This is a genomic window from Pedococcus sp. P3_C7 (assembly GCF_056402615.1).
The window spans coordinates 448,408-470,066 of the sequence record NZ_JBFUHC010000006.1; the positions used below are offsets into that span (position 1 = coordinate 448,408).

Annotated in this window: 25 protein-coding genes; 9 read left to right on the forward strand and 16 right to left on the reverse strand. The window is 71.2% G+C overall.

The features are described from left to right. On the reverse strand, positions 1-1,092 hold the full coding sequence (locus AC1DS4_RS10445; RefSeq protein ID WP_477632381.1) for an HpcH/HpaI aldolase/citrate lyase family protein: 1,092 nt from the start codon (positions 1,090-1,092) through the stop codon (positions 1-3). A 51-nt stretch (positions 1,093-1,143) separates the two neighbouring features. On the opposite strand from AC1DS4_RS10445, the gene AC1DS4_RS10450 reads away from it, so the two are divergent. Genes AC1DS4_RS10450 through AC1DS4_RS10465 form a run of 4 tightly spaced genes read left to right on the forward strand, consistent with a single transcriptional unit; the run spans position 1,144 to position 4,751 of the window. After that, complete coding sequence (locus AC1DS4_RS10450) at positions 1,144-1,725, forward strand: hypothetical protein (protein ID WP_477632380.1); 582 nt, start codon at positions 1,144-1,146, stop codon at positions 1,723-1,725. 22 nt (positions 1,726-1,747) lie between these two features. Continuing rightward, complete coding sequence (locus tag AC1DS4_RS10455; RefSeq protein ID WP_477615638.1) at positions 1,748-3,022, forward strand: magnesium transporter MgtE N-terminal domain-containing protein; 1,275 nt, start codon at positions 1,748-1,750, stop codon at positions 3,020-3,022. Continuing rightward, positions 3,015-3,584, forward strand: a complete 570-nt coding sequence (locus tag AC1DS4_RS10460) for a DUF1003 domain-containing protein (protein ID WP_477615637.1) — start codon at positions 3,015-3,017, stop codon at positions 3,582-3,584. Before AC1DS4_RS10455 ends, AC1DS4_RS10460 begins: the two co-directional genes overlap by 8 nt. A gap of 9 nt (positions 3,585-3,593) precedes the next feature. Beyond that, positions 3,594-4,751 carry an Mrp/NBP35 family ATP-binding protein gene (locus tag AC1DS4_RS10465; protein WP_477615636.1) on the forward strand — a complete coding sequence of 386 codons (1,158 nt, stop codon included), beginning with the start codon at positions 3,594-3,596 and terminating at the stop codon, positions 4,749-4,751. A 40-nt stretch (positions 4,752-4,791) separates the two neighbouring features. Here AC1DS4_RS10465 and AC1DS4_RS10470 read toward each other — a convergent pair whose 3' ends face one another. From AC1DS4_RS10470 to sigE, 4 genes are read right to left on the reverse strand one after another with little or no spacing between them, the layout of a single operon-like run. Further along, on the reverse strand, positions 4,792-5,142 hold the full coding sequence (locus AC1DS4_RS10470) for a twin-arginine translocase TatA/TatE family subunit (RefSeq protein WP_477615635.1): 351 nt from the start codon (positions 5,140-5,142) through the stop codon (positions 4,792-4,794). A gap of 14 nt (positions 5,143-5,156) precedes the next feature. After that, the gene (locus AC1DS4_RS10475; RefSeq protein ID WP_477624146.1) at positions 5,157-6,716 is read right to left on the reverse strand and encodes a S1C family serine protease; all 1,560 of its coding nucleotides are present in this window, start codon (positions 6,714-6,716) and stop codon (positions 5,157-5,159) included. Then, a complete protein-coding gene (locus AC1DS4_RS10480) occupies positions 6,713-7,345 on the reverse strand; it encodes an anti-sigma factor (protein WP_477624145.1) in 633 nt (210 codons plus the stop codon). Before AC1DS4_RS10480 ends, AC1DS4_RS10475 begins: the two co-directional genes overlap by 4 nt. Beyond that, positions 7,342-8,016, reverse strand: coding sequence for an RNA polymerase sigma factor SigE (gene sigE / locus AC1DS4_RS10485; RefSeq protein ID WP_477624144.1), 675 nt, complete (start codon positions 8,014-8,016; stop codon positions 7,342-7,344). The genes AC1DS4_RS10480 and sigE overlap by 4 nt, the downstream gene beginning before the upstream one ends. A gap of 149 nt (positions 8,017-8,165) precedes the next feature. On the opposite strand from sigE, the gene AC1DS4_RS10490 reads away from it, so the two are divergent. After that, complete coding sequence (locus AC1DS4_RS10490) at positions 8,166-8,798, forward strand: O-methyltransferase (protein ID WP_477615631.1); 633 nt, start codon at positions 8,166-8,168, stop codon at positions 8,796-8,798. Between the two features lie 3 nt (positions 8,799-8,801). Here the strand turns inward: AC1DS4_RS10490 and AC1DS4_RS10495 are convergent, their stop codons facing one another. The 3 genes from AC1DS4_RS10495 to AC1DS4_RS10505 form a co-directional block, all read right to left on the reverse strand. Further along, entirely contained in the window at positions 8,802-9,158 is a 357-nt protein-coding gene (locus AC1DS4_RS10495) for a hypothetical protein (protein ID WP_477624143.1), read from the reverse strand. Continuing rightward, entirely contained in the window at positions 9,155-10,678 is a 1,524-nt protein-coding gene (locus AC1DS4_RS10500) for a leucyl aminopeptidase family protein (RefSeq protein WP_477624142.1), read from the reverse strand. The genes AC1DS4_RS10495 and AC1DS4_RS10500 overlap by 4 nt, the downstream gene beginning before the upstream one ends. A 105-nt stretch (positions 10,679-10,783) precedes the next feature. Continuing rightward, entirely contained in the window at positions 10,784-10,957 is a 174-nt protein-coding gene (locus AC1DS4_RS10505) for a DUF3117 domain-containing protein (RefSeq protein ID WP_082592686.1), read from the reverse strand. A 156-nt stretch (positions 10,958-11,113) separates the two neighbouring features. Here AC1DS4_RS10505 and AC1DS4_RS10510 point away from each other — a divergent pair, with 156 nt between their 5' ends. Then, complete coding sequence (locus tag AC1DS4_RS10510; protein WP_477632379.1) at positions 11,114-11,977, forward strand: enoyl-CoA hydratase/isomerase family protein; 864 nt, start codon at positions 11,114-11,116, stop codon at positions 11,975-11,977. A gap of 92 nt (positions 11,978-12,069) precedes the next feature. On the opposite strand, the gene AC1DS4_RS10515 is transcribed toward AC1DS4_RS10510, so the two are convergent. The 7 genes from AC1DS4_RS10515 to AC1DS4_RS10545 all read right to left on the reverse strand — a co-directional run bounded on the left by AC1DS4_RS10515 (position 12,070) and on the right by AC1DS4_RS10545 (position 17,097). Beyond that, on the reverse strand, positions 12,070-13,344 hold the full coding sequence (locus AC1DS4_RS10515) for a hypothetical protein (protein ID WP_477615627.1): 1,275 nt from the start codon (positions 13,342-13,344) through the stop codon (positions 12,070-12,072). Continuing rightward, the gene (locus AC1DS4_RS10520) at positions 13,341-14,531 is read right to left on the reverse strand and encodes a hypothetical protein (protein WP_477632378.1); all 1,191 of its coding nucleotides are present in this window, start codon (positions 14,529-14,531) and stop codon (positions 13,341-13,343) included. Before AC1DS4_RS10520 ends, AC1DS4_RS10515 begins: the two co-directional genes overlap by 4 nt. Next, positions 14,531-15,112 (reverse strand): DNA-3-methyladenine glycosylase I, encoded by a 582-nt coding sequence (locus tag AC1DS4_RS10525; RefSeq protein WP_477632377.1) that lies wholly within the window; start codon positions 15,110-15,112, stop codon positions 14,531-14,533. The genes AC1DS4_RS10520 and AC1DS4_RS10525 overlap by 1 nt, the downstream gene beginning before the upstream one ends. Beyond that, positions 15,109-15,564, reverse strand: coding sequence for an SRPBCC family protein (locus tag AC1DS4_RS10530; RefSeq protein ID WP_477624137.1), 456 nt, complete (start codon positions 15,562-15,564; stop codon positions 15,109-15,111). Before AC1DS4_RS10530 ends, AC1DS4_RS10525 begins: the two co-directional genes overlap by 4 nt. Positions 15,565-15,567: 3 nt before the next feature. Continuing rightward, the gene (locus AC1DS4_RS10535) at positions 15,568-15,840 is read right to left on the reverse strand and encodes a DivIVA domain-containing protein (RefSeq protein ID WP_477632376.1); all 273 of its coding nucleotides are present in this window, start codon (positions 15,838-15,840) and stop codon (positions 15,568-15,570) included. A gap of 37 nt (positions 15,841-15,877) precedes the next feature. Continuing rightward, a complete protein-coding gene (locus tag AC1DS4_RS10540; protein ID WP_477615622.1) occupies positions 15,878-16,132 on the reverse strand; it encodes a hypothetical protein in 255 nt (84 codons plus the stop codon). A 110-nt stretch (positions 16,133-16,242) separates the two neighbouring features. After that, positions 16,243-17,097, reverse strand: a complete 855-nt coding sequence (locus AC1DS4_RS10545; RefSeq protein ID WP_477632375.1) for an LOG family protein — start codon at positions 17,095-17,097, stop codon at positions 16,243-16,245. Between the two features lie 65 nt (positions 17,098-17,162). On the opposite strand from AC1DS4_RS10545, the gene AC1DS4_RS10550 reads away from it, so the two are divergent. Continuing rightward, entirely contained in the window at positions 17,163-18,515 is a 1,353-nt protein-coding gene (locus tag AC1DS4_RS10550; protein ID WP_477632374.1) for a serine hydrolase domain-containing protein, read from the forward strand. Positions 18,516-18,559: 44 nt separating this feature from the next. On the opposite strand, the gene dapE is transcribed toward AC1DS4_RS10550, so the two are convergent. Beyond that, entirely contained in the window at positions 18,560-19,648 is a 1,089-nt protein-coding gene (dapE, locus tag AC1DS4_RS10555; protein WP_477632373.1) for a succinyl-diaminopimelate desuccinylase, read from the reverse strand. Between the two features lie 115 nt (positions 19,649-19,763). Between dapE and dapD the strand changes: the two genes are divergently transcribed. Together dapD and AC1DS4_RS10565 are read left to right on the forward strand one after the other, a co-directional pair. Then, complete coding sequence (gene dapD, locus AC1DS4_RS10560; RefSeq protein WP_477632372.1) at positions 19,764-20,696, forward strand: 2,3,4,5-tetrahydropyridine-2,6-dicarboxylate N-succinyltransferase; 933 nt, start codon at positions 19,764-19,766, stop codon at positions 20,694-20,696. Beyond that, a complete protein-coding gene (locus AC1DS4_RS10565) occupies positions 20,683-21,570 on the forward strand; it encodes a hypothetical protein (RefSeq protein ID WP_477632370.1) in 888 nt (295 codons plus the stop codon). Before dapD ends, AC1DS4_RS10565 begins: the two co-directional genes overlap by 14 nt. Positions 21,571-21,659: the final 89 nt, after the last annotated feature.

Consider the following 21,659-nt stretch of genomic DNA (forward strand, 5'->3'; position numbering starts at 1 on the left):
TCAGGCACCGGCACCTTCGCCGGGAGCCGGCTCAGCGGCATACAGGGCGGCGAGCTGCGGGTCGGTGGCCGCGAGGCGCTCGGCGAGCTCGAGCATCACCTGGCACTGCTTGAGCGACGCGTCGTCCTCCATCTTGCCGTCGAGCATCACGGCGCCCGTGCCGTCGCCCATCGCCTCGACGACCCGGCGCGCGTGCGCGACGTCCTCGGCCGAGGGGCTGAAGACCCGCTTGGCGATCTCGATCTGCACGGGGTGCAGCGACCACGTGCCCACGCAGCCGAGCAGGAAGGCGTTGCGGAACTGGTCCTCGCAGGCCACGACGTCCTTGATGTCCCCGAACGGGCCGTAGTACGGGAAGATCCCGTGCATCGCGCAGGCATCGACCATGCGGGCGATCGTGTAGTGCCACAGGTCCTGCTGGTAGGTGGCGCGGGGCGCGTTGACCGCGTCCTCCACGCCGTCCGGAGGGTCCTGGCGGACGAGGTACCCGGGGTGGCCCCCACCGACCCGGGTGGTCTTCATGCGGCGGTCCGCGGCGAGGTCGGCCGGACCGAGCGACAGCCCCTGCATGCGAGGACTCGCGCCGGCGATGGCCTCGACGTTGGCCACGCCGCGCGCCGTCTCGAGGATGGCGTGCACGAGGATCGGCCGCTGCAGCCCAGCGCGCGCCTCGAGCTGGGCGAGCAGCCGGTCGACGTACTGGATGTCCTCCGGCCCCTGCACCTTGGGGACCATGATGACGTCGAGCTTGTCGCCGATCTCGGTGACGAGCGTGGTGAGGTCGTCGAGCACCCACGGGCTGTCGAGGGAGTTGACCCGGGTCCACAGCTGGGTCGCGTCGCCGAAGTCGGTGGCCTTGGCGATGGCCACCAGACCAGCGCGGGCCGCCTCCTTCTGGTCCGCCTTGACGGCGTCCTCGAGGTTGCCCAGCAGCACGTCGACCGTGCCGACCATCGCCGGGACCTTGGCGGCCATCTTGTCGTTGCTCGGGTCGAAGAAGTGGATCACTCGTGAGGGGCGGGAGGGCACCTGGGTGAGGGGCGCCGGAGCACCCACCGCGAGAGGGGCGAAGAAGTCCTTGGGGCTGCGCACGCGGCGACGCTAGCAGCGACAGTCACGTGGCGGTTATGACACAGTTCACGTGTGACCGAGCCCGCGCGAGAGCCCGCTGCCGACGCTCCCGCAGCCCCGGCGCCGCTGAACGTCACCGCGCTGTTCGCAGAAGCCGCCACCAAGTCCGGGCTGATGTGGGTTCAGCCACCGGACGACCGCGCGTGGCCGTTCTGGCACGCCTGGTCGGACGAGACCGTGTATGCCGTGTCGGGCCCGGGCGAGCAGACCCTGCCCTGGCTGCCCGAGCAGGTCCGGCTGATCCTGCGCAGCAAGGACACCGGCGGTCGGTTGCTGACCGTGCAGGCGACGGTCCACGAGGTCGGGCCCGCCGACGAGCGCTGGGCCTCGGCCACCGAGGCCCTCAAGGCAGGCCGCCTCAACACCCGCAACGACGGTCCGACCGACGACGTCGTCGACCGGTGGGCCCGCGAGTGCACCGTGCGTGCCCTGCAGCCCTTCGGCGCCCCCCTCGAGGCACCCGGTTCGTACCCCACGACCTCGGGTGCGGCGCCGGTGCCGCCGAGCGAGGCGACGACGGCGACCTGGCGTCCCTGGCACTGGCGCGGACGACCGCGCCGACGGCGCGGCAACCGCCTCCCCGACGACGGCTGATCGGACGGATAACCTTGGCCGCGTGAGCACTCCGTCGCGCGTCTTCGTCGGCCGCCTGACCAGCCTGAGCGTGTTCGACCCGCTCGGTGACCAGGTTGGGCGGGTTCGCGACGTCGTCGTGACGTTCGGGGCCTCCCGTCGCCGCCCCCGCATCATCGGCCTGGTGGTCGAGGTGCCGGGCAGGCGTCGCGTCTTCGTGCCGATGACCCGGGTGACCTCCGTCGACGGTGGCCAGGTCATCACCACCGGTCTGGTCAACATGCGTCGCTTCGAGCAGCGCACCAACGAGGTGCTCGTGATGGCCGAGATCCTCGAGCGGCCGGTCACGGTCAACGACCCCGAGGGTGCCTATGAGGCCACCGTCGAGGACGTCGCGATCGAACAGGAGCGAAGCCGCGACTGGGCCATGTCGAAGGTCTACGTGCGCCAAGGTGCCGCCCGCGGCTCGCTCGGCGCGTTCCGGCGTCGCCGCGGCGCCACGGTGCTCGTCCCCGTCGAGGACGTCACCGGCATCCACCAGTCCACGGCCGGACAGTCGGCGGCGATGCTGCTCGAGACCTATGACGACCTGAAGTCCGCCGACCTCGCCGACGTCATCCACGACCTGTCGCCCAAGCGTCGCGCGGAGGTGGCCGAGGCGATGGCCGACGACAAGCTCGCGGACGTCCTCGAGGAGCTGCCCGAGGACGACCAGGTCGAGATCCTCGAGACGCTGCCCGTGGGACGCGCCGCCGACGTCCTCGAGGCGATGGAGCCCGACGACGCCACCGACCTGCTCCACAACCTCACGGCGGAGAAGCAGGAGGAGCTGCTCCAGCTCATGGAGCCCGACGAGGCCGCCGACCTGCGCCGGCTGCTGACCTACGACGAGGAGTCCGCGGGCGGCATGATGACGACCGAGCCGGTCATCCTCGGCCCGGAGGCCTCGATCGCCGAGGCGCTGGCCGTCGTGCGTCGCGTCGAGCTGTCTCCCGCGCTGGCCTCGACCGTCTACGTCTGCCGGACGCCGCACGAGACTCCCACCGGCAAGTACCTCGGCATGGTGCACATCCAGCGGCTGCTGCGCGAACCGCCGCACGGCGCGGTGGGCAGCATCCTCGACAAGGAGATCGAACCGCTGCGGGCGGATGCTCCGCTCGGCAAGGTCACCCGCATGCTGGCGACCTACAACCTGGTCGGCGTCCCGGTGGTCGACAGCGACGGCCGGCTCATCGGCGCCGTCACGGTCGACGACGTGCTCGACCACATCCTCCCCGACGACTGGCGCGAGGAACGCCACGAGGTGACCCATGGCTGAGCGCGACCGGAGGATGGCCTCCAGCCGACTGGACCAGCCCCGCGAGACCCGCCGGGCGCTGCTGCCGCGACCCGCCATGAACCAGGAGACGTTCGGGCGATGGAGTGAGCAGTTCGCTCGATTCATGGGCACCGCCCAGTTCCTGCTCGCTATGACGGTGTTCGTCGCCTTCTGGCTGACCTGGAACCTCGTCTCGCCCAAGGACTGGCGCTTCGACAACTACCCGTTCATCTTCCTCACGCTGATGCTCAGCCTCCAGGCCTCGTATGCCGCGCCGCTGATCCTGCTCGCGCAGAACCGTCAGGCCGACCGCGACCGCGTCGCCCTGGAGCAGGACCGTGCCCGCGACGAGCGCAACCTCGCCGACACCGAGTACCTCACCCGCGAGGTGGCGTCGCTGCGGCACGCCATGGGCGACGCCGCCACCCGCGACTTCCTCCGGTCCGAGCTGCGGGGCCTGCTCGAGGAGCTCGAGGACCGTGGGCTGGAGGTCCGGCGACGTGAGCCAGATGACAGCGTGAGCGGACCCACCGGTTCTTCGAAGGACCAGGGCGCGACCTAGCATGGGTGCATGTCCCCCAGCCCGACCGACGCTCCCGCCACGGTGACCGACGACGCCCTGCACCAGGCGCTCACGACCGTCATCGACCCGGAGATCCGCAAGCCGGTCACCGAGCTCGGCATGGTCGAGAGCGTGACGGTCGACGAGACCGGCCGCGTGGCCGTGACCATCCTGCTCACCGTCTCGGGCTGCCCCATGAAGGACACCCTCACCAAGGACACCACCGCCGCCCTGGCCAAGGTGCCCGGCGTGACCGCCGTCGACGTCACCCTCGGGGTGATGAGCGACGAGCAGCGCGTAGCCCTGCGCACCCAGCTGCGTGGCGGCAACGCCGAGCGCGAGATCCCCTTCGCCAAGCCCGGTTCGCTGACCCGCGTGTATGCCGTGGCGTCCGGCAAGGGCGGCGTCGGCAAGTCCTCGATCACCGTGAACCTCGCCGCGTCCCTCGCGCAGAGCGGGCTGCGGGTCGGTGTCGTCGATGCCGACGTCTACGGCTTCTCAGTGCCGCGCATGCTTGGGGTCGAGCACCGGCCGACCCAGGTCGACGACATGATCCTGCCGCCCATCGCCCACGAGGTGAAGGTCATCTCGATCGGCATGTTCGTGCCGGGGAACCAGCCGGTCGTCTGGCGCGGACCGATGCTGCACCGCGCGCTCCAGCAGTTCCTGGGCGACGTCTTCTGGGGCGACCTCGACGTGCTGCTGCTCGACCTGCCTCCGGGCACGGGCGACATCGCGATCTCCGTCGCCCAGCTGATCCCCAACGCCGAGATCCTCGTCGTGACCACCCCGCAGCAGGCCGCCGCAGAGGTCGCCGAACGTGCGGGATCCATTGCGTTGCAGACACATCAGCGCATTGTCGGCGTGATCGAGAACATGTCGTGGCTCGAGCTGCCCGACGGTTCGCGCCAGGAGATCTTCGGATCCGGTGGCGGCAAAGTCGTCGCCGAGTCGCTCACCCGGGCCGTCGGCGCCGAGGTGCCGTTGCTGGGTCAGATCCCCCTCGACACCAACCTGCGTGAATGCTCCGACCAGGGCACCCCGGTCGTGCTCCGCGACCCCGAGTCGCCGGCCGCCGTCTCGCTGCGGGCCATCGCCCGGGGTCTGGGCACCCGGTCGCGCGGACTCGCCGGTCGATCCCTCGGCCTGTCCCCCGTCGGTCGCTAGCTCCCGCTCCTGACCCCTACCCGGGTCTGGCCTCGCCGGTCTAGGTGGCGTCGTCGTCGAACGGCGTCGGCCTGGCAGCGTCGTGGCCGCCCGTGCTCGTCGAGTAGGTCGGACCGTCCCCGTCGGGCTGGACCGGCGTCGGGTCGAGCAGAGCCTCGCGGACGATCCGGCGTGGGTCGTACTGCCTCGGGTCGTACTGCCGCCAGTCGATGTCGTCGAACTCCGGTCCCATCTGCTCGCGCAGCTGGCCCTTGGCGCCCTCGGCCAGGGCGCGGGCCTGACGGACGAGCTGCGCCAGCTTCGACGCGTACTCAGGCAGTCGCTCGGGTCCGAGGATCACCACGGCCAGCACGATCAGCGCGATGAACTCCCAGCCGTTGACGCCCGCCATGCCAGCCCCTGCCGCTACTTGCCCGAGCCGGACAACGTGAGTGTGACGCTGATCGTCTCACTCCCGCGGCGGACCTTCATCGAGACTGCGTCGCCGACGCTCTTGGCGCGGATCGCCACGACGAGGTCGTCGGGGTCGGTCACCCGCCGACCGTCGAACTCGATGATGACGTCCCCTGCCTTGATCCCTGCCTTGCCTGCCGGGCCGTTGGGGTCGACCGGCGGGCCGCTGCTGGTGCTCGGCTTGGCCAGGATGCGCACGCCGTCACCGGTGAACTCGCGGTCGAGCACGACCCCGATCACCGGGTGCTGGGCCGAGCCGGTCTTGATGAGCTGTTCGGCCGTCTTGAGGACCTGGTCGCTCGGGATCGAGAAGCCGACACCGATGTTGCCCGACTGGGTGTCGGTGGTTCCGGGGATCCGTGCGATGGCCGAGTTCACGCCGATCACCTGGCCGGCCATGTTGAGGAGCGGCCCACCGCTGTTGCCGGGGTTGATCGCCGCGTCGGTCTGGATGGCGTTGATGTACGACTGCTGGTTGCCGTCACCGCCGGGGCTCACCGGGCGGTTGAGGGCGCTGACGATGCCGCTGGTGACGCTGGACTCGAGACCGAGCGGCGCACCCACGGCGATGACCTGGTCCCCCACGACGACGTCCTTCGACGAGCCGATGACCAGCGGAACGAGGTCGGTGCGGTTGGTCTTGAGCACCGCCAGGTCGTAGGACGCGTCCCGGCCGGCGATCGTGGCAGCGATCTCGGTGCCGTTGGACAGCTCGACCTTGATCGTGCCCCCGCCGGCCGCGCTGGCGACGACGTGGTTGTTGGTGATGATGTGGCCGTCCCGGTCGAGCACGAACCCCGAGCCGGTGCCGCCGCCGTCGGCGCCGTCGACCTTGATGGTCACGACACTGGGCAGTGCCTTGGCCGCGATGTTGGCGATGGAGCCTTCGGGGCGTGACGTGGCACCGGCGCCGGCGCGTGGGATGGACGAGGGTGTGCGGTCGAGCGAACCGAAGTCGACCCGTCCTGTCGCCCCGAGCCAGCCGCCGAACAGGCCACCGAGCCCCGCCGCGACCAGCGCCGCCACCGCAGCCACCGCGACCAGGGCGCCCCACCCGGGGCCCTTCTGCTGGGGGGCCGTGGCCTCCGCCGGGTGGTGGCCGACCCACGGTGCCGGCTGGCCGGCATACCCCGCATCGGCGGTGGGGGCGGTGATGGGGTCCCAGCCCGCGCCTGTCGGGGCCTGCGTGACCGGATCGCTCGAGGGGTGTGGCGCGGGTCCGGCGGGTGCCTGGTGTGCCGAGGCGTCGCTCGGCCAGCCGGTCGGTTCAGCGGCCCAGACCGGGTCGACGGGTGGCGGCTCGGACGGTGCAGTGCCCGACGCGGGCACACCGGTGGCCCCATGGAGCTCCTGGGTGTGCGACAGGTCGACCGGCTGGGTGCTGTCAGCGGCGGTTCGCCCCGGGGGCGCCCAGGGGTCCCAGGCGGATTCGGCCAGGGGGTCGGGAGCGGACTGGCCGGGGTCGGCCGAGACTGGCTGGTCGGCGCCCGCCGGGTCTCGCTCGTCGCTCATGGAGACGATTGTGCCGAACGACCGCGCCCGGTGCCCACGGCGGGTGCCACGGACGTCGCGGACGGGGTGCCGCCGAGCCCGGGAACGGTGAACGAGGCAGTGGCGAAACCCGGGGTCGCCGGCCTGGCGCGCTGCACCGCCGGAGAGACCGGCTGCGTGGTCGGGGCCAGGCCACCGGTCACCACGAGGCTCAGGGCCGCCGCGGCCGTGGCTCCGGCCGCCAGTCCGGCGTAGACGGTCGCCCGGCCGGCCGAGCGGTGCTGCGCCGGGGCCCCACGGTCGACGACCCGCACGGGCGCGGCCGGGATGGGTGGGAGCAACGGGCCAGACGTGACAGGCGAACCGTCAGGGGCGCGACCCGGGGTCTGGGTGCCCAGGGCGAGCAACATGCCGCGCAGGTCTCCGGGCACGGCGGCACCGAGCGAGGACCGCAGGGCCATCAGCACGCGCCGCTCCTCGTCGACAGCTCCGCGGCAGCACTGACACGCGACCACGTGACGGTCCCACCGCAGCAGGGTCGCCTCGTCCATGGCGCGGTCGGCGTAGGCCGTCAGCTGGTCGCCGAGACACCGGCCGCGTCCCCCCGCGAGGGCCGCACCCGGCATACCTGCCCACAGCGGGCGGTTCATCGCGATCCGTGCACCGCCCGGCCGAGCACCGGCAGGCGGCGCTTGGCGACGGACGCGCGGTCGGCGTCCACTGCGGGGCGGGCGAGGGTGGGGTCACGGTGGGCGAGGGCTTCCCTCAGCTGGGCCCGGCCGCGGTGGATGCGCGAGCGCACGGTGCCGAGCTTGACGCCGAGCGTGGCGGCGATCTCCTCGTAGGACAGGCCCTCGATGTCACACAGCACGACAGCGGCCCGGAAGTCCGGCGACAGGGCGTCGAGCGCTCGCTGCACGTCGTCGTCGAAGTGGGTCGCCTCGAACGTCGCCTCGGGCCCCGCCTCACGGGTGGGCAGGCGCGCGGCGGACTCGTCGGAGAGGGCGTCGAAGCGGATCCGCTGCTTGCGGCGCATCTTGTCCAGGAAGACGTTGGTCGTGATGCGGTGCAGCCAGCCCTCGAACGTGCCGGGCTGGTAGCTGTGCAGCGACCGGAAGACGCGGATGAACACGTCGTGGGTCAGGTCTTCGGCGTCGTGCGGGTTGCCGGTGAGGCGGTAGGCCAGCCGGTAGACGCGCGCGGAGTGCTGCTCGACGATCTCCTCCCACGTCGGGGGCACCCACGCGGTCGCCTCCTGGGTGCCCGGGACGTCCCCCTGGGCAGCCTGTCGGGCCGAACCGATCGTGTCGGTCGCGGTCACGTCCCTCACCTCCGTCGGGCGCCTGGCGGCGCGCACACCCTGCATTCGGTCCAGACGACCGAACGGCTTGCATCGTTCCCCAACAACCTGAGCGTTTCCTGTATGCCGCGTGCCCGGTTCGTCGTGCTTGCGGCAGTAGGGTTTGCCGCATGAGCGCACAGAAGCCGGCCAGCTGGGCCTACGCCGAGGAGTTCGTCACCGAGAACGAGGTGATCGAGTCTGCGCGGCGCCGCGGCGAGGAGCTGGGTGCCGTGCCGGTCGGCAACGGTGCGGGGGTGCTGCTGCGACTGCTGGCGGCCGCGGTGAAGGCGAAGTCGGTCGTCGAGGTGGGCACCGGTGCCGGCACCTCGGGACTGTGGCTGCTCCAGGGCATGCCCGAAGACGGCATCCTCACGACGATCGACGTGGAGGCCGAGCACCAGGGCGTGGCCAAGAAGGCCTACGCCGAGGCGGGCATCGCCCACCAGCGCACCCGCGTCATCACCGGCCGGGCGCTCGACGTGCTGCCCCGGATGACCGACGGCGCCTACGACATGGTCGTGATCGACGGCGACAAGGTGGAGTACCCGGAGTACGTCAGCCACGGGATTCGTCTCCTGCGCTCCGGCGGCGTGCTCGTGCTCGACAACATGCTCTGGCACGACAAGGTGGCCGACCCGGCTGCGCGCGACCAGCAGACGTCGGTGCTGCGCGACCTGGGCAAGGCCCTGCGCGACGACGATCGGTTGATCCCCGCCCTGCTGCCGGTCGGTGACGGCGTCCTGGCGGCCGTCAAGCGCTGACGGTCAGGCGGTGCCCGGACCGGGGCCGCGACGGAACCGACCCGGACCCTCGGCGATCGCCACGACCTCGAACGGCTCGATGAGGGTCGGGGCGGACCCGATGATCCCGCTGCCCGCGGACTCGGCCGCGGTCGCGGTGAACTCACGCTGGAAGTCGTCGCGGTAGACCTTCTCGTCGAAGACGTAGGTGCCCTCGAACCACTTGCCCTCGACCATCCGCCAGGTCTTGAAGGCGAGCCCGTCGAGGAACATGAACCTCGCCATCGACGTGCCCACGACGTAGTCACGCAGCTCCTGGGCGACGCCGTCCGGTGCGGTCTCCAGGGACCATCGCACGCTCAGGCCGTATCCCGCGTTCATGACATCTCCTCCAGCCAGGTGAGCAGCAGGCGGGCACCGAAGCCCGTCCCGCCCTTGGTGAGGAGTCCGCGGTCGACGTCGGAACGACCCACCCCGGCGATGTCGAGATGTGCCCAGCGTCGCGCACCCACGAACTCGCGCAGGAACAATGCTGCCGAGATCGAGCCGCCGCCGCCTCCGATGCCCGCGATGTGGTTGATGTCGGCCACGTCGCTGTCCAGGCTCGGCCGGTAGTCCTCGACGAGTGGCATGGGCCAGAGCAGCTCCCCGGTCGCCTCGCCGGCCCCGACGAGGGCGCGGGTGAGGTAATCCTCGGTCGCATAGACCGGAGCCATCGACCGCCCCAGCGCCACGCGGGCAGCGCCCGTCAGGGTCGCGATGTCGAGGAGCACCGTGGGGTCGAGGCGCAGGTCGGCATAAGCCAGCGCGTCGGCCATCACGATCCGCCCCTCGGCGTCGGTGTTCCCGATCTCGACCGTACGTCCGCCGTACTGCGTGATGACGTCCGAGGGACGGTATGCCGCGCCGCCGACGCCGTTCTCGGCGAGCGCCAGCAGGCCGGTCACCTTCACCGGTACGGCCAGCTCGCGACAGGCCGCGAGCACGGCGAGGACGACCGCCGCACCACTCATGTCCGTCTTCATCGCGAGCATGCCCTCGGCAGGCTTGATGTCGAGCCCACCGGTGTCGAAGGTGATTCCCTTGCCCACCAGGACGACTCTCGGCGTCCTGGCCGTCGCGCCCTGCGGTGCGTAGTCGAGCTGGACCAGTCGGGGAGGCGACGCAGAGGCGGCACCGACGGCCAGGAGACCGCCGAACCCCTCGGCGCGCAGCTCCCTCTCGGACCACACCACCACGTCTAGCCCGGCCCGGCCTGCGAGGGTCCTCGCCTGGGCGGCGAGCCAGGCGGGGTTCTTGATGTTGGACGGAACCACCGCGAGGTTCCGAGCCAGCATCGTGGCTCTGGCGCGCACGACCGAGTGCCGGACCGAGGGCTCGTCATAGGAGCCGACCAGCGCGATCTCCCCCGCCGGACCGGTCGCCGGCTCGGCGTCGTCGCCCACCCATCGCGGGCTGGAGTAGCCACCGAGCGCGAGTCCCTCGGCCAAGGCCGACTGCGCACCTCGGGCGGCGCCGCTGCCGAGGGTGGTCACGAGGGAGGCGTGCCCCTTGGCAGCCCGCCCCAGGGCGGCACCGGCCGTCCGCAGGTCGGACGGGCTCGCGTCACCGACTCCCACCAGGAGCACGGTCCGGGCCGGTCGCTCCCCCGGGACCAGGGGGATCCGTGTGACCGAGCCGGCACCCTCCTTGGGTTCGTGGGCTGCCACCACGTCGGCGGCGTCGAGGCCGACCAACGCCAGGGCTGCCGCGCCGGCGCCCGTCGGCGGCAGACCACCCCTGGGAACCGGGAGCGCCAGCAGCAGGTCGCTGGCGTCGAGGTCCGCGAGGACGTCGGTGAGGGGCTCGGCAGAGATGGTCCAGGCGCTGGAAGCGGGATCGAGCAGTTCGGGTGCACGCACGGACCCGACCCTACCCACCTGTGGTTCGGCCGCGGCATACCCCTGGACTCGCGAGGACCCCCGTCGGACACTGCCGACGGGGGTCCTCGAAACGTGCGGTGAAGGCTACTTGAGGCCCTCGCAGTTGGTGATCGCGTCGCCGAGCGCGCGAACCTCGTCGGGGGTCATCTCGACGACGAGCCGGCCGCCACCCTCGAGCGGCATGCGCAGCACGATGCCCCGACCTTCCTTGGTCACCTCGAGCGGGCCGTCGCCGGTCCTCGGCTTCATTGCCGCCATGAGTGTCCCTTCCGTTTGGCGTGGTCTGCTGCTGGCCACGCGGATCCACGCCAGTGCTTGTGATCATCCCCGCGCGCGCCAGATTTGCTCCATTATCCCGTGAACCCGCTCACAGGCGAAATCCGGGTCGGACGACGGTCCGGCAGGATGGCGCCCATGACCGACACCTCCGACACCGTGGGCACAACGCCCGCCACCAGCGGCAACGCCGCCGCCGACCCGACCGTCCCCCAACAGTCCCCCGTCGTCGTGGAGCGGGAAGGCGCGGTGGCCACGGTGCGGCTCAACCGCCCCGAGGCGATGAACTCGCTCGACATCGCCACCAAGGAAGCGCTCGTCACAGCGCTGACCGACGTCGCGCAGGACCCGACGGTGCGGTGCGTGGTGCTGACCGGCAGCGGTCCCGCGTTCTGTGTGGGGCAGGACCTGCGCGAGCACGTCACCTTCCTGCAGCGCGACGACCCGGCGCTGTGGGACACCGTCGCCAAGCACTACAACCCCATCGTCGAGCTCCTCGCCACCATGGACAAGCCGGTCATCGCGGCGGTCAACGGGGTGGCCGCCGGAGCAGGTGCCGGGTTCGCGCTCGCAGCGGACTTCAGGGTGCTCGTGGACACCGCCGGCTTCAACCTCGCCTTCGCCGGCATCGCACTGTCCTGCGACTCGGGAACCTCCTGGACGCTTCAGCGGATCGTGGGCCCGGCCAAGGCCAAGGAGCTCCTGCTGCTGCCCCGCACGGTGCCGGCCGACGAGTGCCTGGCCCTGGGCCTGGTCACCAGGGTCGTCACGGCCGAGGAGCTCGAGGCGACGGTGCGCGAGCTGGCGACAACCCTGGCCGCCGGACCGACCCTGGCCTACGGGTCCATCCGGCGGGCCGTCGCGTTCAGCGCAGGGCACGGACTCACCGAGTCCCTCGCCCAGGAGGGCGAGTACATGACGCTCACCGGCGGGACCGCGGACCACCGCGCTGCGGTCGCGGCGTTCCTCGCCAAGGAGAAGCCGGTCTTCACCGGCGAGTGAGCATTCGCCCGACCGAGCACAGTTTCCTCGCTGACGGACACGTTGCAACCTGTCCCTCAGCGAGCAACCTTTGCTAGCAAAGGTTGCTCGGGTCAGGGTGGGGTGGACGCCCAGGGCGTGTAGGTCAGCAGCGTGCAGGTAAACCAGAAGAGCCCGACGAGCAGGACCACGCCGACGACGCCCACCCGGCGGCGCCAGTGCGTCACGATCTTGGCGCCGGTCGACGTGCGCATCGCCACTGAGGCGACCACCGCGGCGATCGGGAAGTCCAGCAGCAGGAAGCGCCACATGCTCGTGATCGGTCTCACCACGGCGAGCAGGTAGAGCGGGTAGGCCAGCGCCCACACCCGCAGCTCGACCGCCAGCCAGCGACCGTGCCGACCCACGATCAGGGCGATGTAGGTCGCCACGAGGGAGACCAGGATCGTCACGCCGACGATCCCGTGTCCCTCCCACGCCCAGGAGAGCCACAGCACGAACGGACCGGACTCGGGCTTTTGCCCCCAGGCCGCCTGCACGTCGAAGAACGCCATCGGCAGCCCGCTGATGAAGCCCACGACGACCGGCCAGGCGAGGGAGGAGATGCCGGTCGCCACCAGCATCAGGACCGCCGAGATGCGGTGGCCCCGTAGTGGCACCACTCCGGCCACTCTGTCCTCACGCCACCGCAGCACCAGGTGGGCGATCGCAGCACACGCGATCGCGGGAGCCGCGGCGCGGGTGAACCCGAGTGCGAGCGTCAGCACCGCCACCCAGGCGTAGCGACGTTGCATGAGCAGCAGGAGCGACCCGGCGATCAGCACACCCGCCAGCGCCTCGGTGTAGGGCATCACGAGGATGCCGGTCGCGGGATAGAGGCACCACAGGACGCCGGTGACCAGCGCGAGTCGTTCGCGAGCCGGCTGGGGGGACGCGTGCATGGCGTAGTTGAAGCACCGCCACACCAACAGGGTGCACCCCGCACCGAGCACGAGGTTGAGTCCGACACCCGCCACCTCGAACGGCAGGCCGATCGCCATCAGCCCCCGCACCATCATGGGGAAGGCCGGGTAGAACGCCCAGGCGCTGTAGGTGAGCAGCCCGCTGTCAGGGTCCGCAGGCAACGGGACCGGGTAGCCCTGCGTGGCGACGCGCCGGTACCAGATGCTGTCCCAGCCGCCGAGGATGTCGCCCACGGTCGGGTCGAGGTGGCCGACCCCCGCCGGCGTCTGGAACCACGTCGCCGCCACCCACATGGCGAGGAACGCGAGCGCCCTCGTCACGGCATACACGAGCAGCAGGAACACCACTGGACGGCGCAGCGCCCACCGCCCCACGGCGCTGCGGCCCTGCGACGTCACGACGGCCCGCAGGCCGGTCACGGTCACGGCGGGTAGTCCGAGGGCGGCACGAACACGAGCAGCTTCCAGATCCACAGGGCCTGCCCGACGATGCCGAGCGCGACGAGGACGGCGGTTCGAGTCCACAACCACCTCGCCGAGCGCTCCACCCAGCCCCCACCGAGGATCACCGCCGCGAGCGGGAAGAGGGGAAGGACGTAGCGGAAGATGCTCGTGAAGGGGTCGAGCACGACGGCGAGGTATGCCGGGTAGGCCAGCGACCAGGCGCGCAGCTCCGGGCCCAGCCGGGTCGCCCAGGGACCGCAGGTGAGCACGACGATGGTGGTGGCGAGCGCCGCGAGGGCGACCGGTCCGTAGACAGCGCCGCCGTCGAAGTCGCGAAACACCCACTGCGACATGCCCAGCCAGGGCTTGAGCGGCGCGATCTCCCCCCCGGCCCGCCAGGCGGCCATCGTGTCGGTGTACGCGCTGCGCGACCCCGTGACCCGCCACGCGATGAGGGGCCAGGCCACGGCGCCGACGCCGGAGGCGACCAGCGCGAAGGTTCCCGCGGCGTACTCGGCGCGGTCGATCGGGTCGGCGGCCCGACCGCGCCACCGCAGCCAGAGCATCGCCGCGACCACGACGGCCACGGGCACGGCAATCGGTCTGGTCACGCCGAACAGCAGTGCAAGGGTTCCCACGGCGAGCCAGTTCCGCCGCATCAACGCCCACAACAGGGCGCACAGGAGGACCATCGCGAGGGACTCCGTGTAGGCGAGCTGCAGGGCGACCGCCGCCGGGAGGGCACCCCAGACGACGACCGTCGCGAGCGCCACCCGGTCGCCGACCCGCTCGGCGAGGAGCCGGGCCATGATGACGGCCCCGCCCAGACCGCACACGAGGGACAGGGACGACGCCACGACAGGGAAACCGAGCCCGGTGGCGGACATGAGCAACCGGGACAGCAGGGGGAACAAGGGGAAGAAGCCCCAGGCGTTCTGGGTGACGCGGCCGGTCGACGCGTCGACGGGCAGCACGTGCGGATAGCCGTGCTCGGCGATGTAGCGGTACCAGCTGCCGTCCCACAGCACCGTCATGTCCATGGGTTCGACGGTCGGGCCGGTCCAGTCCGGCATGACGACCTGGTCGTGGCTCGCGAGCACGAGCAGCACGGCCGAGACGGCACGCAGCGCCAGGTAGGTCAGCACCACCCTCGCCGTGAGGGTGCGCATCACTGGTGTCCGCCCGCCCGGTGGCAGCCGACGAGGTGGTCGTCCACCAGCCCACAGGCCTGCATCGCGGCATACATCGTGGTGGGGCCGACGAAGACGAACCCGGCCTTCTTCAACGCCTTGGCGAGGGCCACCGACTCGGGCGAGGTGGCCCGCAGCTGCTCGGTGGTGGCCGGCGGGGTGTGGTGGGCCGGGGTGTGCGACCAGATGAGCTGATCCAGCCCGCCGAGGTCGCGCAGGGCCAGCACCGCGCCGGCGTTGTGGATGGCGGCGTTGACCTTCAGGCGGTTGCGGACGATTCCCGCATCGGCCATCAGGCGGGCGCGGTCGTCCTCGCCGAAAGTCGCCACGACCTCGGGGTCGAAGCCGGCGAAGGCCGACCGGAACCCCTCGCGCTTGCGCAGGATGGTGATCCAGGCGAGCCCGGACTGGAAGGCCTCCAGGGTGAGCCGTTCGTAGAGCGCCTGCTCCCCGTGGACCGGCACTCCCCACTCGGTGTCGTGGTAGGCGAGGTAGTCGGGCGTCGAGCCGGCCCACGCACACCGGGCCAGTCCGTCCTCGCCCACGACCAGACCGCTCACCGATGACGCTCTTCGGCCCGCGCGACCATGGCGTCCACGGCCCGCCCGTAGAGCCAGTCGCTGGCCCTGCGCAACAGGGGCGTGAAGACGCGCTTGAACGGCAGCGGCCGCACGACGACGTCCTCACGCCAGTCCAGACGGGTGCCCTCGCCGGCCGGTTCAACGCAGATCTCAGCCCAGCCGCCCAGCAACCATCCCGTCTTGACGACCCGGAAGCGGCCGACTCCCCCGGCGTCCGGAGGCTCCCACACGGTCACCAGCATCGAGTCCGAGAACCCGACTCTGCCGATCCCGCTGAACCCCGCGAAACCCCAGCCCGGCCGCGGACCGCCCGCGTCCACCCGCATGCGGGTGAGCGGCATCCAGTCCCCGTATGCCGCGAAGTCGCTCACGACGTCCCACACCGTGGTGGGCGGCGCGGCACAGTGCCGGGTGAGGTGGAGGTCGGCCATGGGTCAGCGGCGGGGATCGCTGCCGGCCTCGAGCTCCGCGATCCTGGTCTGCAGCCGGTCGAGCACGGCGTCCACCTGGTCCATGCGATAGCCGCGCAGCGCAGTGTCGAAACGAACAGCCGAGATCTCTCCGGAGCCGAACTCCTCGGAGAGGATCGGATCCGCCTGGGTCGTCGTCGCCTCGGCCAAGGGGTCGTAGCCCACCCGTCCCACGACGAGAGCGGCGAACGCGCCGATGACCAGCACGCCGACGGCGATGAAGAAGACCCAGATCACGGGGCGATCGTCGCACGAACTCCTGACGACGACCTAGTCAGCCCGCCGTGCTGAGGTCACGGACCTCGTCGGGGGCTCCGTCGGACCGCGCGATCGCCGTGCGCGTGAGCATCTCGACGAACTGCGGGACGTCTTCGGGCGTCAGGCGGAGCGTGGCGCGACACACCGTGTCCTGCCAGATCGACAGCACCACGCGGCCGGACTCGGGGTGACCTGAGATGCGCAGGGTGCGCCCGGCGACGTCTCGACCGACGATGACGTCGCCATGTCGCGGCAGCGGCGAGATGGTCACGCCTCCATCATCGGCGGCGGCAACCGTCCCGTCCACCCTCCGTCCACGACCGCCTCCCTCCCAGCGCGGGTCGGGCCGGGCCGGGCCGTGGGACTCGTGGAGGTGGAGGGCTACTCCGGGCGCTTGGGCGCGACCGGCTCCTCCGCCTCCGTGACGAGGCGGACGGCTTCGTCCACGTCGTCGGTCAGGTGCAGCAGGTCGACGTCCTTGGCACTCACTGTGCCGGCGTCCAGGACGGTGCTGCGCAGCCAGTCGAACAGGCCACCCCAGTACTCGGTGCCCATCAGCACGATCGGGAACGACGTGACCTTCTGGGTCTGGACCAGGGTGACTGCCTCGAACAGCTCGTCCAGCGTCCCGAACCCACCCGGCAGCACGATGAACCCCTGCGCGTACTTGACGAACATCGTCTTGCGGGCGAAGAAGTACCGGAAGTTCACGCCGAGGTTGACGTACTCGTTGAGACCCTGCTCGAACGGCAGCTCGATGCCCAGGCCCACCGAGGCACCGCCGGCGTCGCGGGCACCCTTGTTGGCCGCCTCCATGGCGCCGGGGCCGCCGCCGGTGATCACGGCATACCCCTCCTCGACGAGGCGACGACCCACGTGGGCGCCCATCTCGTAGAAGGGGGTGCCGGGCTTGGTGCGGGCCGACCCGAAGACGCTCACGGCGGGGCCGAGCTCCGCGAGGGCACCGAAGCCCTCGACGAACTCGCTCTGGATCCTCATCACCCGCCACGGGTCCGTGTGGACCCACTCACTCGACCCACCGCTGTCGAGCAGGCGCTGGTCGGTGGTCGACGCCGGGACGCGCGAACCCCGCAACGTGACCGGGCCCGTGTGGTAGTCGAACCCGGGGTACTCGTGGTCGCGCTCGGTGGCGCCTGCGGTCTGCGTCTGGTCGTCGGGCGCCTGGTCGTCAGGCGTCTGGTCGTCGGGCGTCTGCTCGTCGGGCTGCTCGCTCACGGGGTCAACCTACGCGAGGAAGGCTGGTCGGCGAGCGGCGACCAGACCCTCGCTAGGGTCGACGGGTGGACACCACTGTGCAGGACGCCACCCGTCGCCAGCTGCGAAACCTGGCGCTGGACCGCCAGCGGACAGGTCGCGTGCCGGGCCTCGCCGCCGCCGTGGTCCGTCGCGGAGAGCCGGTCTGGACCGACGGCATCGGCACCGTCGACGTCGCCTCGCCGCGGGTCCCCGGCCCCGACGACCAGTTCCTGATCGCCTCGAACACCAAGAGCTTCACCGCCGTCCTGGTGATGGCCCTGCGCGACGAGGGGCGCCTCGACCTCGAGGACACCCTCGACCAGCACCTGCCCGGCGTGACGCAGCGGGCCACGGTGCGACAGGCCCTCTCCCATGCGACCGGCCTGGCGCGCGAGCCGCTCGGTGACATCTGGGAGACCTTGGAGCAGCCCGACGCCGCCACGCTGATGAGCGACTTCAACGCGATCGAGCGCGTCGGCCGGCCCCACGACCACTGGCACTACTCCAACATCGTGTATGCCGTGCTGGGCCAGCTCGTGGAGCAGCTCGAGGGCCGCTCGTGGGAGGAGTCACTGCGCGCCCGCATCCTCGAGCCGCTGGAGATGACCCGCACGAGCGTCGGCTTCGACGGCGGGCCACGGGCGACGGGCTACCACGTGCAGCCGTTCCACGACGTGCCCCGGGTGGAGCCGGTGCTCGACCTCCGGGCGATGGGGCCGTGCGGGGCACTGGCCAGCACGGTCACCGACCTCGCCCGGTGGTCCGGCTTCGTGGCCGCCCCGGATGCGGCCATCCTGTCCCCCGACACGCTCGAGGAGATGTGCCAGCCGCAGCTGCTCGTCGACCCCGAGGGGTGGGGTGGCGCGATGGGTCTGGGCTTCTTCCTGATGCGCTCGACCACCCGACGCACCTGGGTCGGGCACACGGGCGGGATGCCGGGTCAGGTGTCCGGCGTCTTCACCCACCGCGAGAGCGGCACCGGAGGCATCGTCCTGATGAACAGCTCCTCGTCGCCCGACCCGGCGGCCTTCGCGATCGCCCTGGGCGACCACGTCCTCGAGAACGACCCTGCGGAGGAGGAGCCCTGGCATGCGGGCACGTACGTCCCGGAAGACCTCGCACCCCTGCTGGGCCGGTGGTTCTCAGAGGGTTCGGGGTACACCTTCTCGGTGCGCGAAGGGCGGCTCGAGGCACGCGCCGACTCGGCTCCGGCCGACCGCGCGCCATCGGTCTTCGAGCGGCTCGACGAGAGCACCTTCCGCACCGTGTCGGGTCGAGAGCGCGGCGAACAGCTGCGGGTCACCCGCGCCTCCGATGGCACCGTGCTCAAGATGAACTGGGCGACCTACCTCGTCACCCGGGCGCCGCTGGGCTTCGGGGAGTCGCTCGAGGGATGACCGCGGGGGTGTGCGGGCCCGCCTCGCGGCCGGGCCTCAGGCGCTCACGCGAGCCAGCGCAGCAGGGCGGCCTCCGCGGACTCGAGCTGGCTGACGGGGCAACGCTCCTCGTCGTGGTGGGCCAGGTTCGGGTCGCCCGGGCCGAAGTTCACGGCCGGCACACCCATGGCGGAGAACCGCGCGACATCGGTCCAGCCCTGCTTGGCCACGACATCGACACCCAGGGCCTCGACGAAGGCCTTGGCCGCCGGCAGGTGCAGGCCGGGCCGGGCGCCGGGGGCGTTGTCCTTCACCTCCACGACGTAGCCGCTGAACAGCTGGTGCACGACGGCGAGCGCGTCCTCGGGCGACTTGTCGGGGGCGTAGCGGTAGTTGACCGTGACGACGCACCGGTCGGGGATGACGTTGCCGGCGATGCCACCCGTGATGCCCACGGCGTTCATGGCTTCGCGGTACTCCAGGCCGTCGACCACCACGGTCTCGGGCTGGTAGGTCGCGAGGCGGGTCAGGACCTCGCCCGCGTCGTGGATGGCGTTGTGGCCGTTCCAGGGTCGGGCGGAGTGGGCGGCGATGCCCTTCGTGACGACCTCGGCGCGCAGCGTTCCCTTGCACCCGCCCTCGACGATCGCGCCGGTCGGCTCGAGGAGCACCGCGAAGTCGGCGTCCGCGATGAGGTCCGGACGCTGCCTGTCGATGTGGAGCAAGCCGTTGAACTCGCTGTCGATCTCCTCGCCCTCGTAGAACACGAACGTCAGGTCGCGGCTCGGCTCGGCCACGAGGGCCGCCTTGAGCTGGACGGCGACGCCACCCTTCATGTCGACCGTTCCGCGGCCCCAGAGGTCGTCACCCTGCCGGTGGGTCGGCAGGTTGGCGGGGTCCTGGGTCAACGGCACCGTGTCGATGTGGCCGGCGAGGACGACCCGCTCGTCGCGACCGAGGTCGGTCCGGGCCACCAGGGTGTTCCCGATCCGGGTCACCGTGAGGTGGGCCAGCGGGGCGAGGACCGACTCGATGGCGTCACAGATCGCAGCCTCGTCCAGGGAGACCGACTCGATGTCGCACAGAGCCGCCGTGAGGGTGACGATGTCCGCCGAGAGGTCGAGCGCCACGGTGTCGACAGGTGAGTTCGCCATGCCAGAACCCTATCCACCGCCACTTCTTCGGAAGATCCGCCAGGTCCCTGGCACGGCGCATCTTCCGAAGACCCATGGGTCTGGGCGACACCACCCCGTCTCGTAGGCTGGTCCCATGAGCAGCGAACGCACCGCATGGGGTTTCGGCCTGGCGACCATCCACGACGACGGTGCGGTCCTCGACGCGTGGTACCCGCAGCCCACCCTCGGTGCCCGACCCGCTGGGAGCCACGCCCCGGCCGAGCTCGAGGCGCTCGTCGGCAAGGACGACGTGCGGCACGTTCGCCGCGAGGTCGTCGCGACCGAGATCGACCTCGACGCCGCCCCGGCCGACCCGGCCGACGCATACCTGCGCCTGCACCTGCTCTCCCACACCCTGGTGCAGCCCAACACGATCAACCTCGACGGCTTGTTCGGCGTCCTGGTCAACGTCGTCTGGACGACCCAGGGACCGTGCTCGGTGGACGGTTTCGAGCTGACTCGTGCGGGCATGCGTGCCCGTGGTCCGGTGCAGGTGCTGGGCGTCGACAAGTTCCCGCGGATGACCGACTACGTCGTGCCCGCCGGAGTCCGGATCGGGGATGCCGACCGCGTACGCCTCGGCGCGCACCTCGCCTCGGGCACGACCGTCATGCACGAGGGCTTCGTCAACTTCAACGCCGGCACGCTCGGCCACTCCATGGTCGAGGGTCGGATCAGCCAGGGCGTCGTCGTCGGCGACGGCTCCGACATCGGTGGTGGCGCCTCCACGATGGGCACCCTGTCCGGCGGCGGCACCGAGCGGGTCAGCATCGGCGAGCGCTGCCTGCTCGGCGCCGAGTCGGGCCTGGGCATCGCCCTCGGCGACGACTGCGTCATCGAGGCCGGTCTCTACCTCACCGCCGGCACCAAAGTGACGTTGACCGACGGCCGGGTGGTCAAGGCCCGCGAGCTGTCGGGCCAGTCCAACCTGCTGTTCATCCGCAACTCCGTGACCGGCACCGTCGAGGCGCGTGCCCGCGACGGTCACGGCATCGTCCTGAACTCGGCCCTGCATGCCAACGACTAGGCGCGGCGGGGTCGTGCTCTCGGAGCAGCGGCCACCGTCGCGCAAAAGCCGGCTCGCCACCCGACTGGTCGTGCTGGTCCTGGCGGGCGGAGTCGTCGGGGCCGGCATCGTCGGCGCTCGGGGTGTGATCAGCAACTTCGGTGGGCCCCGCTGCCAGGCGACCGCCTCGGGGACCAGCGTCGACTTCGACCCCAGCCAGACGGCATACGCAGCCACGATCGAGGCGGTCGCGGAGAAGCGCGGCCTCCCCGCGAGAGCCGCCACGATCGCGATCGCGACAGCGATCCAGGAGTCCAAGCTGCGCAACCTCAAGTACGGCGACCGCGACTCCGTGGGGCTGTTCCAGCAGCGGCCGAGCCAGGGCTGGGGCACCGTCGACCAGATCCTCGACCCCGTCTACGCGACCAACAAGTTCTACGACGCGCTCGTGAAGATCGACGGCTACGAGGGCATGCGGATCACCGAGATCGCGCAGAAGGTGCAGAAGAGCGCCTACCCCGAGGCCTATGCCGACCACGAGCAGGAGGGGCGGCTGCTCGCCTCCACGCTGAGCGGCCACTCTCCCGAAGGCCTCGGCTGCCGGCTCAACGACGCGACCACCGGCGACCCGGCAGCCCTCAAGGCGGCCCTCAAGACCGAGCTCGGTGTGACCTCCGCCGTCAGCGGCCGGACCCTCACCGTGACAGCCGGCTCCGAGCGCGCCGCCTGGAGTGCCGGGGCGTATGCCGTGGCGACTGCCTCGCTGCACGGCGCCACGTCCGTGCGTGTCGGGTCGCGGGAGTGGACGCGGACGCGCGACTCCTCCGGCTGGGAGTGGCACGACGCCAAGGCCGGCGGCAAGGCCAGCACCGTCACCATCACCTTCGCCGCCTGACGCCTGACGCACCCCTCCCCCTGCCCTGCCCTGCGAGGGAGCCCGTCACCTGAGTGAGCGCCAACCCACTCTCTGGACGGGCCAGAGAG

What these genes read in the sequence shown, in the direction of transcription:
- AC1DS4_RS10530 (WP_477624137.1), bottom strand. Translation starts at nt 15,564, where the DNA reads ATGGCCGACCTCCACCTCACCCGGCACTGTGCCGCGCCGCCCACCACG.
- AC1DS4_RS10480 (WP_477624145.1), bottom strand. Translation starts at nt 7,345, where the DNA reads ATGAACCGCCCGCTGTGGGCAGGTATGCCGGGTGCGGCCCTCGCGGGG.
- dapD (WP_477632372.1), top strand. Translation starts at nt 19,764, where the DNA reads ATGAGCAGCGAACGCACCGCATGGGGTTTCGGCCTGGCGACCATCCAC.
- AC1DS4_RS10520 (WP_477632378.1), bottom strand. Translation starts at nt 14,531, where the DNA reads ATGCGCACCCTCACGGCGAGGGTGGTGCTGACCTACCTGGCGCTGCGT.
- AC1DS4_RS10490 (WP_477615631.1), top strand. Translation starts at nt 8,166, where the DNA reads ATGAGCGCACAGAAGCCGGCCAGCTGGGCCTACGCCGAGGAGTTCGTC.
- AC1DS4_RS10460 (WP_477615637.1), top strand. Translation starts at nt 3,015, where the DNA reads ATGGCTGAGCGCGACCGGAGGATGGCCTCCAGCCGACTGGACCAGCCC.
- dapE (WP_477632373.1), bottom strand. Translation starts at nt 19,648, where the DNA reads ATGGCGAACTCACCTGTCGACACCGTGGCGCTCGACCTCTCGGCGGAC.
- AC1DS4_RS10475 (WP_477624146.1), bottom strand. Translation starts at nt 6,716, where the DNA reads ATGAGCGACGAGCGAGACCCGGCGGGCGCCGACCAGCCAGTCTCGGCC.
- AC1DS4_RS10505 (WP_082592686.1), bottom strand. Translation starts at nt 10,957, where the DNA reads ATGGCGGCAATGAAGCCGAGGACCGGCGACGGCCCGCTCGAGGTGACC.
- AC1DS4_RS10510 (WP_477632379.1), top strand. Translation starts at nt 11,114, where the DNA reads ATGACCGACACCTCCGACACCGTGGGCACAACGCCCGCCACCAGCGGC.
- AC1DS4_RS10565 (WP_477632370.1), top strand. Translation starts at nt 20,683, where the DNA reads ATGCCAACGACTAGGCGCGGCGGGGTCGTGCTCTCGGAGCAGCGGCCA.
- AC1DS4_RS10495 (WP_477624143.1), bottom strand. Translation starts at nt 9,158, where the DNA reads ATGAACGCGGGATACGGCCTGAGCGTGCGATGGTCCCTGGAGACCGCA.
- AC1DS4_RS10470 (WP_477615635.1), bottom strand. Translation starts at nt 5,142, where the DNA reads ATGGCGGGCGTCAACGGCTGGGAGTTCATCGCGCTGATCGTGCTGGCC.
- AC1DS4_RS10465 (WP_477615636.1), top strand. Translation starts at nt 3,594, where the DNA reads ATGTCCCCCAGCCCGACCGACGCTCCCGCCACGGTGACCGACGACGCC.